Origin of the sequence: Simplicispira sp. (assembly GCF_028687295.1) — a bacterium.
Lineage (GTDB): Bacteria > Pseudomonadota > Gammaproteobacteria > Burkholderiales > Burkholderiaceae_C > Simplicispira > Simplicispira metamorpha.
This window is the reverse complement of the sequence record NZ_JAQUAL010000113.1, coordinates 1-10,673: the sequence shown is the minus strand read 5'-3', so window position 1 is coordinate 10,673 and position 10,673 is coordinate 1. Positions and strand designations below refer to the sequence as shown.

Annotated in this window: 11 protein-coding genes and 1 riboswitch; of the genes, 5 read left to right on the top strand and 6 right to left on the bottom strand. The window is 63.2% G+C overall.

Annotated elements, in window-relative coordinates:
* Positions 1 to 772 (bottom strand): serine/threonine protein kinase (locus PHX69_RS12070; protein ID WP_288043942.1); only part of this gene is annotated, 772 nt, incomplete at its 3' end.
* Positions 773 to 925: 153 nt separating this feature from the next.
* On the opposite strand from PHX69_RS12070, the gene PHX69_RS12065 reads away from it, so the two are divergent.
* Entirely contained in the window at positions 926 to 1,816 is an 891-nt protein-coding gene (locus PHX69_RS12065) for a 23S rRNA (adenine(2030)-N(6))-methyltransferase RlmJ (protein WP_288043947.1), read from the top strand.
* 32 nt (positions 1,817 to 1,848) lie between these two features.
* Here PHX69_RS12065 and PHX69_RS12060 read toward each other — a convergent pair whose 3' ends face one another.
* The 5 genes from PHX69_RS12060 to ahcY form a co-directional block, all read right to left on the bottom strand.
* Positions 1,849 to 2,514, bottom strand: a complete 666-nt coding sequence (locus tag PHX69_RS12060) for a septal ring lytic transglycosylase RlpA family protein (protein ID WP_288043939.1) — start codon at positions 2,512 to 2,514, stop codon at positions 1,849 to 1,851.
* A gap of 137 nt (positions 2,515 to 2,651) precedes the next feature.
* A complete protein-coding gene (locus PHX69_RS12055) occupies positions 2,652 to 3,245 on the bottom strand; it encodes an OmpW/AlkL family protein (RefSeq protein ID WP_119012651.1) in 594 nt (197 codons plus the stop codon).
* Between the two features lie 147 nt (positions 3,246 to 3,392).
* Positions 3,393 to 4,286 carry a methylenetetrahydrofolate reductase [NAD(P)H] gene (gene metF, locus PHX69_RS12050; protein ID WP_502958523.1) on the bottom strand — a complete coding sequence of 298 codons (894 nt, stop codon included), beginning with the start codon at positions 4,284 to 4,286 and terminating at the stop codon, positions 3,393 to 3,395.
* Entirely contained in the window at positions 4,283 to 5,281 is a 999-nt protein-coding gene (locus PHX69_RS12045; RefSeq protein ID WP_288043937.1) for a TlyA family RNA methyltransferase, read from the bottom strand. Before PHX69_RS12045 ends, metF begins: the two co-directional genes overlap by 4 nt.
* A gap of 189 nt (positions 5,282 to 5,470) precedes the next feature.
* A complete protein-coding gene (ahcY, locus tag PHX69_RS12040) occupies positions 5,471 to 6,904 on the bottom strand; it encodes an adenosylhomocysteinase (protein WP_288043935.1) in 1,434 nt (477 codons plus the stop codon).
* 71 nt (positions 6,905 to 6,975) lie between these two features.
* Positions 6,976 to 7,056: riboswitch (S-adenosyl-L-homocysteine riboswitch) on the bottom strand.
* A gap of 404 nt (positions 7,057 to 7,460) precedes the next feature.
* On the opposite strand from ahcY, the gene PHX69_RS12035 reads away from it, so the two are divergent.
* The 4 genes from PHX69_RS12035 to PHX69_RS12020 all read left to right on the top strand — a co-directional run bounded on the left by PHX69_RS12035 (position 7,461) and on the right by PHX69_RS12020 (position 10,657).
* Positions 7,461 to 8,360, top strand: coding sequence for an amino acid ABC transporter substrate-binding protein (locus PHX69_RS12035; RefSeq protein ID WP_119012655.1), 900 nt, complete (start codon positions 7,461 to 7,463; stop codon positions 8,358 to 8,360).
* 112 nt (positions 8,361 to 8,472) lie between these two features.
* Complete coding sequence (locus PHX69_RS12030; RefSeq protein ID WP_119012656.1) at positions 8,473 to 9,225, top strand: amino acid ABC transporter permease; 753 nt, start codon at positions 8,473 to 8,475, stop codon at positions 9,223 to 9,225.
* Between the two features lies 1 nt (position 9,226).
* Positions 9,227 to 9,895, top strand: a complete 669-nt coding sequence (locus tag PHX69_RS12025; protein ID WP_119012657.1) for an amino acid ABC transporter permease — start codon at positions 9,227 to 9,229, stop codon at positions 9,893 to 9,895.
* A 24-nt stretch (positions 9,896 to 9,919) separates the two neighbouring features.
* Positions 9,920 to 10,657 (top strand): amino acid ABC transporter ATP-binding protein, encoded by a 738-nt coding sequence (locus PHX69_RS12020; RefSeq protein WP_119012658.1) that lies wholly within the window; start codon positions 9,920 to 9,922, stop codon positions 10,655 to 10,657.
* Positions 10,658 to 10,673 lie beyond the last annotated feature (16 nt).

Below are 10,673 nucleotides of genomic sequence, written 5' to 3'. Positions count from 1 at the left end.
CGCGGATGGAGCGCAGCGTGGAAGGCAGCGGCGCATCGTTGCACAGGCAGCCATAGACCACGGCCGCCAGCGAGTACAGATCGCTCCAGGGGCCTTGCGGCAGCTCGGCATCGCCGCTGGCGTATTGTTCAATGGGCGCGTAATTGACCTTGAGCACGGCAGTGTGCTTGCGGTCACGGTCGTTGATGGCATGGCGTGCAGCGCCCAGATCCAGCAGCACCGGCGGCCCCACGTCCTGCAAGAAAATGTTGTCAGGCGAGATGTCGCGGTGCAGCGTGTGGCCATCGTGCAAGGTGCGCAGGGCACCCAGCACCGACCACAGCACCTTGCGCAACCAGGCCTCTGACGGGGGCGCACGCATTTGGCTGCGCGCCTGTTTGAAGGTCATGCCGCTGTACAAGGGCATGACCATGTAGGCCGTGTGATTGGCCTCCCAGAAGCGAAACACCTTGACCAGGGAGGGGTGGTCAAACTGGGCCAGCAAGCGCGCCTCACCCACAAAGGACTTCAGACCGGCCTCAAACGCTGGCGCATCGGCTGGCGTTCGCACCGACAGCGCCAATCCATCGGCACGCCCCGCCAGGGCCGAGGGCATGTATTCCTTGATGGCCACCGCCCGGTGCAGGGAGTGGTCAAAAGCCTGGTACACCATGCCAAAACCGCCCACGCCCAGCAACGCAACAATCTCAAACTCAGCCAGGTGCGTGCCTGCGGGCAAGGCGTCCACATGGCGCGCCGCAGACACGGGAGCGGAACGGGAACTATCAGTCATGGTGGCAAATACGTGACGGGTGGTAACAAGAAGAAAGGCGCCATCATCCACCATGCACACGCCAAAACCGTGACCCACGTCACTTCAGCGCACGAAAAATGCCCCACACACACGCCGCCCACGGCCAGCGCCAGCAGTAGTTACCATAGCGCCATGTTCAGTTACCGCCACGCCTTCCATGCGGGCAACCATGCCGATGTGCTCAAGCACACGGTATTGATTGCCGCCCTGCAATACCTTACAGAGAAAGATGCCGCACTCACCGTGCTGGACACCCACGCGGGAGCGGGTCTGTACCGGCTCGATGGCGACTACGCCAAAACCAGCGCCGAAGCCGCCGACGGCATTCTGCGCCTGGCCGCTGCCAGCGCAAGCACACCGTTGACCCCAGCCTTGCAAGGCTATCTGGAGCTGGTGCGCAGCTTCAACACAGGCCACAGCACCAAGGTGTACCCTGGTTCGCCTTTCATCATCCAGCACCTGCTGCGCGCCCACGACAAGCTCAAACTGTTTGAGCTGCACCCCTCGGACATGCGCTCGCTGGCGGGCAACGTGGCCCAGCTGGAAGCGGGCCGCCAGGTGGCCGTGCTGCACGAAGACGGTTTTGAAGGCATCAAGAAGTTTTTGCCTCCACCGGCCCGCAGGGCGCTTGTACTGTGCGATCCCAGCTATGAAATCAAGAGCGATTACGGCAAGGTGCTGGACATGGTGCAAGACAGCCTCAAGCGCTTTGCCACCGGCACGTATGCCGTCTGGTACCCGATCATTCCACGCCCCGAGGCGCATGACCTGCCGCGCCGGCTGAAAACCATGGCGCAAAAAGCAGGCAAAAGCTGGCTGCACGCCACGCTCACCGTCAAATCCAGCAAGATCACCGAAACCCTGGAAGGCCAGACCAAGCGCCCCGGTCTGCCCGCCAGCGGCATGTTCCTCATCAACCCGCCACACACCCTGAAGGCGGCACTGAAAGACGCGCTACCCCAGATGGCAACCCTGCTGGCACAAGACAAGCACGCCACACACACGCTCGAATCGGGCAGTTAAAGCGTGCAGGCCCGGCGCTGCGGCGCAGGGCCTCAGGAGTCGGGGCATTCGCCCTCGTCGGTGCTGTCGAACAGCGCCACCTGCTTGGTGCCCAAGTCCAGCATGCCCAGCGCATCTGCGGCAGCACGGCTCAGGTCGATGACCCGGCCAGGGGCATGCGGGCCACGGTCATTGATGCGCACCACCACCTCACGCCCCGTGGTCAGGCTGCGCACGCACACCAGCGAGCCAAAAGGCAATGTGCGGTGCGCGGCGGTCAGGGCGTGCATGTCAAAGCGCTCGCCGCTGGCGGTGCGTTTGCGGTGCAATTGCGCGCCGTACCACGAGGCCAGGCCGTACTCCTGGCGCGGCGGCGTGATTTTCGACACCAAGGGTTGGTAGGCCGGGGTGTCCGCGCTCTCAGCATCGGCATCGGTATCGACACCAGCCCCTACGGCCAGCGCCCCTGCCAGCGGTGGACGCAGCCCCAGCTGGGGAGATTCTGCCGAGGACGCCTGGGCGCCATCAGCATCGGCGGCATCGGCAGTGGTGGCCACATCGGGCGGTGCGCCAGACGGAGCGCCATCGGCCATGGCCAGCGCCGTGGTCAGCGCCAATGCGGCTGCCAACACCGCACCACGCACGCCCAGCCGCCAGCGGCCCGCCACTATCGAGAGCGTCATGTTCAGCACCTTTGCCAGAAAAACAGGGGCGGCCATGGTAGCGCACAGCCTGCGGCGACCTGCCTGCCAGGCCCGCAGGCGAAAAAAATCCCGCACATGGCGGGAGTTTGGGCGCCAAAGCGCCAGGGGACTGCACCAGGCCCGGAGGCGCGGCGCAGCAGGGGCCGTCAACCTCAGAAGCGCCAACCCAGACCCACGCCCACCAGCATGGGATCGACCTTGAAGCGGCCGATCTTGGCGCCCGCAGCCGACACATCGGTACGGATATAGACCTTCTTCACATCAAAGTTCAGGTACAGGTTTTTGGCCACGGGAATGTCCACACCCACTTGCAGCGCAGGGCCGAAGCTGTTGCGGTCCACCGTCACGCCAGCGGGCAGGTGGACTGCGCTCAGGCGCGTGTAGTTGATACCGGCGCCCACGTAGGGCTTGAAGCCCTGCGCGTCAAAGTGGTATTGCAGCGTCAGGGTGGGTGGCAGGTGCTTGAACGAACCGATGGCTGCACCGTTGGACGACAGCGTCTGCTTTTGCGGCACGGTCAGGATCAGCTCGACAGCCAGGTTCTTGTTATAGAAATACGTGACATCGAATTCGGGCAGCCATTTGTCGTTGATCGACAGGCCCAGGCCGGTGGAGTCGCCGTTGCTGCTGTCGAGGTGGACAGCGCGGGCGCGCACCATCCAGGAGCCTTCTTCAGCCTGCTGCGCAAACGCCGAAGCGCACAAAACAGAGCCGAGCACAGCGGCGGCAATAGCGTGTTTTTTCATGGGGAAATCATCCAAAAAGGGCAGGGAACATTCCCTGGGAAAAGATTGGAATCCTGCGCAGCGGCAAGGTGGTTGACGTGCATCAATCCCAAGCCGCCAGCGTGGCGCAAAAACATCGGCTGCAACGCGGCGCAGCCGGGCCAAGGCTCAATCGCGCAGGCCCAGGCGGCGGCAGATTTCCAGCGTGGCCGCGCTCTGGTTCATGGTGTAGAAGTGCAGCGCGGGCGCACCGCCACGGCGCAGTTGTTCGCACAAGGTGGTGATGACATCCAGGCCGAACGCGCGAATGCTGGCCGTGTCGTCGCCAAAGCCTTGCAGGCGCAGACGCAACCAGCGCGGAATCTCGGCGCCGCAGGCGTCCGAAAAACGCATCAGCTGCGTGGCGCCCAGAATGGGCATGATGCCCGGCACGATGGGCACCTGTAGCCCCAGGCGCTGGGCGTCATCCACAAAGCGGAAGTAGGCATCGGCGTTGAAAAAATACTGCGTGATGGCCGAATCCGCACCCGCGCGCACCTTGGTGGCAAAAGCCTGCAAGTCGGCCTCGGGCGAGCGCGCCTGCGGATGGACTTCGGGGTAGGCGGCCACCTCGATGTGAAAGCTGCTGCCCGTCTCGGCACGGATGAAGGCGACCAGATCGCTGGCGTACTGGAACTCGCCGCCCACGCCGTAGCCGCTGGGCAAATCACCGCGCAGCGCCACCAGGCGCTGGACGCCCATGGTCTGCAACTGCGCTAGCTCGGCGCGCACCGAATCGCGCGTGGCGCCGATGCACGAAAAGTGCGAGGCCGCGCTCTGGCCCTCGGCCAGGATGTCGCGCACGGCGGCAAAAGTGCCTTCTTGCGTCGAGCCGCCCGCGCCATAGGTCACGGAACAAAACTGCGGCCCCAGCGCATACAGCTGCTGGCGCACGGCGCGCAGCTTGTCGGCGCCCTCGGGCGTCTTGGCCGGAAAAAATTCCACGCTGATCGGGTACGGCACGCCCGGCGCCACGCTGTCATGGGTTGCGGGGGTGGTGCTCGTTGCGCTGCTGGTGGTCATGCGCCTCTCCTGGCCAAAACAAAAAATTCACGGTTGCCATCGCCGCCGCTGATGGGGCTGTCCAGCCAGGCCTGCACCTGCAAACCTTGTGCGGCGCAGCACTCGCGGATGCGCTGCTCGACCACGGCGTACAGCGCCGCATCGCGCACGATGCCGCCCTTGCCCACCTGCCCCGGCTGCAGCTCAAACTGCGGCTTGACCAGCATCAACAGTGCGCCTTGCGGCGCCAGCAGCGGCACCAGCGCGGGCAGCACCAGCGTCAGCGAGATGAACGACAGATCGCCCACCACCACATCGAACTGCGGCGTGATGTCCACGTTCTGGCGGTCAGCGCGGCGGCGGCGCTGCACCGGCAGCGTGCCAGCGGCACGCGCCTTGGCCCGGGCCGCACGCTCGGCCTTGAAGCGCTCGATGTCCTGCTCCTTGGCGTCGTCGCTGTCGTCGTATTCCTCATCGACCAGACCGCCGTTGCGCATCCAGCTGTAGGGTGCCTCGGGCTGGGTGTCGTTGTCCTCTTCTTCCTCAATGGCTTCGGACAGCGCCAGCTCGCAGGCTTCTTGCAGCGCCTCGGGTGTGAGCGCACGCGCGTTCAGGCCCTCGACGCAGACCACGCGCGCATCCTGGCGCAGGCGCTCGTGCAACTGGGCATGGCCCACATCCACGCCAATCACCTGCGCTGCACCTTGCTGCAACAGGCAGTCGGTAAAGCCGCCGGTGCTCTGGCCCACGTCCAGGCAGCGCAGGCTGGCCACCGACAAGCCCGTGGCCGCCAGCGCGCCTTCGAGCTTGAGGCCGCCGCGCGAGATGTATTTGGCCTCGGCGCTGTCGAGCAGCCGCACCTCGGCCACGGACGGGATCTCGTCCCCGTTCTTGGCCACCTTCTGCCACGGTGCCAGCGGCGACAGGCGCCACTCCACCCCGGCCGCGATCAGCCGCTGCGCCTGCGAGCGCGTGGCTGCGTGGCCAAAATCCACCAAAAAAACATCTGCGCGCATGCGCCCATCCTTTATGTATCAAAAAGGCATCTAACGCCCGACTGGCGGGCGCAAGCAGCTATTATTTAAGTAGCGCCGCACCCAAAGCGCTCGCGCCCTGAAAACCAGCGCCGCAGCGCAACCGGCTTTGCCGGGACGCTAGCGGCGCCCCCCGCTGAAGGGGAAGGCGCGCAGCGCCTCAAAGCGGGTTCAATACCGGTAGCTGTCGGCTTTGTAAGGGCCGTTTTTCGGCACGCCGATGTAGGCGGCCTGGGCGTCGGTCAGCTCGGTGAGCATGGCGCCCACTTTCTTCAGGTGCAGGCGGGCCACTTTTTCATCCAGGTGCTTGGGCAGCACATAGACCTTGCCCGCTTCGTACTGGCTGGTCTTGGTGAACAGCTCAATCTGCGCGATGGTCTGGTTGGCAAACGAGGCGCTCATCACAAAGCTGGGGTGGCCGGTGGCGCAGCCCAGGTTCACCAGACGGCCCTTGGCCAGCAGGATAATTTTTTTGCCATCAGGGAACTGGATGTGGTCCACCTGGGGCTTGATCTCTTCCCACTGGTATTGCTCGATCGAGGCCACGTCGATTTCGTTGTCGAAGTGGCCGATGTTGCAGACGATGGCCTGGTCTTTCATGGCCAGCATGTGCTCGTGGCGGATCACGTCCTTGTTGCCGGTGGTGGTGACGAAGATATCGGCCTTGTCGGCGGCGTATTCCATCGTCACCACACGGTAGCCTTCCATGGCCGCTTGCAGGGCGTTGATGGGGTCGATTTCGGTCACCCACACTTGGGCGCTCAGGGCGCGCAGGGCCTGGGCGCTGCCCTTGCCCACGTCGCCGTAGCCGGCCACCAGCGCCACCTTGCCGGCGATCATCACGTCGGTAGCGCGCTTGATGCCGTCCACCAGGGATTCGCGGCAGCCGTACAGGTTGTCGAACTTGCTCTTGGTCACCGAGTCGTTGACGTTGATGGCGCGGAACAGCAGGGTGCCCTTGGCCGACATTTCGTTCAGGCGGTGCACGCCGGTGGTGGTTTCTTCGGTCACGCCGATGATCTCGGCCGACTTGCGGGTGTACCAGGTGGCGTCCACGGCCAGCTTGGCGCGGATGGCGGCAAACAGGATGGTTTCTTCTTCGCTGGTGGGCTTGTCGAGCACCGACAGGTCTTTTTCAGCGCGCTGGCCCAGGTGCATGAGCATGGTGGCGTCGCCGCCGTCGTCCAGGATCATGTTGGGGCCTTCGCCGGGCGTGCCAGCGGCGCCGAATTCAAAGATGCGGTGGGTGTAATCCCAGTAGTCGGCCAGCGATTCGCCCTTGATGGCAAACACCGGCGTACCGCCAGCAGCGATGGCAGCGGCGGCGTGGTCTTGCGTGCTGAAAATGTTGCACGAGGCCCAGCGCACCGTGGCGCCCAGGGCTTCGAGTGTCTGGATCAGCACGGCGGTCTGGATGGTCATGTGCAGCGAGCCGGTGATGCGCGCGCCCTTGAGCGGCTGGCTGGCGGCAAACTCTTCACGGATGGCCATCAGGCCGGGCATTTCCGTCTCGGCGATGCGGATTTCCTTGTGGCCCCAGGCGGCCAGGGCGATATCGGCAATGGCGCAATCGGCGGGGGCGAAGGTGGTGGACGGTGCGTTCATGGTCAGCTCCAAACAGGTTTGAACAAACCACTGGCCGCTGGGGAGTCATGAAAAAAGCTCACCACACGGAAAGTGGATGAGCGTCGTTGCGGGATAGGGTTCCGAGCCTCACGCCCCGCTGTGTGGGGGGCGCTGCAACGCTCCTCGGAAAGCGCGGATTATACGGAAGCTGCGGCAGCGGTGGCGCAAGGCACAGAGCAAGAATCCACATCGAATCTGGCTCCAGGGCTTATACAGAAAGCGCAAGCAGCTATCGATTAAATAGCATCTCGAGGCTGACACACACCTGAAATCTCCAGGCCATGCCTGCACCAGTAGGTGTTTGTGGGTAGCGTCACCTGGGTGCAGCAGCGGCAAAGTCGGGGCATGGCCATGGCGCCACCCACTCCCCCCGGCTCGGTATTACCCCCTAGCGCACAACATCCCCACAGAGCACTTTAGGGGCGGTCAAGGTGTCAAAATGCAGTCACCGAGGCAACGTAAGCCGATGGAACGTGTGCGTGCAGACCCACCCGGTTGTGCGTTTTGGATTTCACCCCCACAAGGAGACCTTTTCATGAAAAAACATTTGCTGGCAATTGCCGTCACCGCACTGGCCGCAGGCAGTGCATTCGCCCAAGCGGGCGACACACTGGCCAAAATCAAAGCATCGGGCAGCATCACGCTGGGCGTGCGCGAGTCGTCGGGCCTGTCGTACACCCTGGGCAATGGCAAATACGTGGGCTTTCACACCGAGATGGCCGAGCGCGTGATTGCCGATCTGCAAAAGCAGCTGGGCCTGGCCAAGCTGGAAACCAAGTACCAGCCCGTCACGTCGCAAAACCGCGTGCCCCTGGTCACCAATGGCACGGTGGACTTTGAGTGTGGCTCCACCACCAACAATGCGGCACGCCAGAAGGATGTGGCCTTTGCCGTCACCACCTACGTGGAAGAAGTGCGCACCGCCGTCAAAGCCAACTCGGGCATCAACTCGGTCAAAGACTTGAACGGCAAGAGCGTGGCCACCACCACGGGCACCACGTCGGTGCAAACCCTGCGCAAAAACGAGCGCGCTGGCGGCATCGACTTCAAGGAGGTCTATGGCAAAGACCACGCCGACAGCTTCTTGCTGCTGGAAACGGGCCGCGCCGACGCGTTTGTGATGGATGCCTCCATCCTGGCGGCCAATATCTCCAAATCCAAGAACCCGGCAGACTTCAAGATCGTGGGCGAAGTGCTGAGCGTGGAGCCCATCGCCTGCATGCTGCGCAAGGACGACACTGCCTTCAAGAAGGCCGTGGACGACTCCATCAAGCGCCAGATTGCCGATGGCTCGCTGGCCAAGCTCTACGACAAGTGGTTCATGCAACCCGTTCCGCCCACCAACACCAAGGTGGGCCTGCCCCTGTCTGAAGCCACCAAGGCCGCCTGGGCCACCCCCAACGACAAACCCATGGAAGACTACGCCAAGAAATAACTGGCAGTTCGCACATGCGCCCCTTCAAACTGATGTTTGAGGGGGCTTTTTTGTTGTGCCGGGCACGCGGAATTGGGCCGCAGGCATACAGATGGAAGAAAGGGGAAATCCTATGAGCTGGGATTGGCAGGTGTTCTGTGAGGACACCATGAGCAGAACGGCAGTCCAGGGCTGCTTTGGCAAGGGTGGTGACATCACTTACCTGGACTGGATGCTGTCGGCCTGGGGCTGGACGGTGTCGGTGTCTTTGCTGTCGCTGCTGCTGGCGCTGGTGCTGGGTGCGCTGGTGGGCACGCTGCGCACGCTGCCGGGCAGACCGGGCATCGTGAAACTGGGCAACGCCTGGGTAGAGTTGTTCCGCAATATTCCGCTGCTGGTGCAGCTTTTCTTGTGGTACCACGTGGTGCCCACGGTGTTTCCGGCGATGAAGGCGGTGCCCGGCTTTGTGCTGGTGGTGCTGGCGCTGGGCTTTTTTACCTCGGCGCGCATTGCCGAGCAGGTGCGCTCGGGCATTGAGACCCTGCCGCGCGGCCAGCGCTATGCGGCCATGGCCATGGGCTTTACCACGTTCCAGAGCTACCGCTATGTGCTGCTGCCAGCGGCATTTCGCATCATCATTCCGCCGCTGACCAGCGAGACCATGAACATTTTCAAGAACTCGTCGGTGGCGTTTGCCGTGTCGGTGGCCGAGCTGACCATGTTCGCCATGCAGGCGCAGGAAGAAACCGCGCGCGGCATCGAGGTCTATCTGGCCGTCACGGCGCTGTACGTGGTGTCGGCCTTTGCCATCAACCGCATCATGGCCTTCGTGGAAAAGCGCGCCCGCATTCCTGGCCTGGTGGCAGCAAGCGCAGGAGGACACTGACATGACCGGGCTTGACTTTTCTTTCTACAACTGGGACCTGATCAGCAACTTCGTGCTCAAGGGGCTGTACTTCAGCGTCATGCTGACGGTGGTGGCCACCATTGGCGGCGTGCTGTTTGGCACCGTGCTGGCGCTGATGCGCCTGTCGGGCAAAAAGTGGCTGGATGTGCCCGCCACCATCTATGTCAACGGCATGCGCAGCATTCCGCTGGTGATGGTGATTTTGTGGGTGTTCCTGCTGGCGCCCGCGCTGATTGGCCGCCCCATTGGCGCCGAGGTGTCGGCGGTGATCACCTTCATCGCCTTTGAGGCGGCGTACTTCAGCGAGATCATGCGCGCGGGCATCCAGTCGATCTCACGCGGCCAGGTCTTTGCCGGCCAGGCCCTGGGCATGACCTATGGCCAGAACATGAAGCTGGTGATCCTGCCGCAGGCGTTTCGCAACATGCTGCCGGTGCTGCTGACGCAGACCATCATCTTGTTCCAGGACACCTCGCTGGTGTATGCCATTGGCGCCTACGACATGCTCAAGGGCTTTGAGGTGGCGGGCAAGAACTTTGGCCGCCCCATCGAGGCCTACCTGGCCGCTGCCGTGCTGTACTTTGTGATGTGCTATGCCCTGTCGTGGGGCGTCAAGCGCCTGCACAAAAAGATTGCCATCATCCGCTAAGACCGATATTCCAAGAGATTCGCCATGATTGAACTCAAAAACGTTTCCAAGTGGTACGGCAACTACCAAGTGCTGACCGATTGTTCCACCCGCATCAACAAAGGCGAGGTGGTGGTGGTGTGCGGGCCTTCGGGCTCGGGCAAGTCCACGCTGATCAAGACCATCAACGCCCTCGAACCCATCCAGCAGGGCGAAATCTGGGTGGACCGCGTGCCCGTGCACGACCCGGCCACCAACCTGCCCAAGCTGCGCAGCCATGTGGGCATGGTGTTCCAGCACTTTGAGCTGTTTCCGCACCTGTCGGTGACGGAAAACCTGACCATCGCGCAGATCAAGGTGCTGGGCCGCAGCGCCGACGAGGCCAAACAGCGCGGCCTGAAGATGCTTGACCGCGTGGGCCTGATGGCGCACAAAGACAAGTTCCCGGGCCAGCTCTCGGGCGGACAGCAGCAGCGCGTGGCCATTGCCCGGGCACTGTCGATGGACCCCATCGTCATGCTGTTCGATGAGCCCACCAGCGCCCTCGACCCCGAAATGGTGGGCGAGGTGCTGGACGTGATGGTGGGCCTGGCCCACGAGGGCATGACCATGATGTGCGTGACCCACGAGATGGGCTTTGCCCGCAAGGTGAGCAACCGCGTGATCTTCATGGACGTGGGCGGCAAAATCCTCGAAGACTGCACGCGCGACGAGTTCTTCAACCACCCCGAAGAGCGCCAGACCCGTACCAAAGATTTCCTCAACAAAATCTTGCAGCACTGAACCCGCAGCCGCTGCC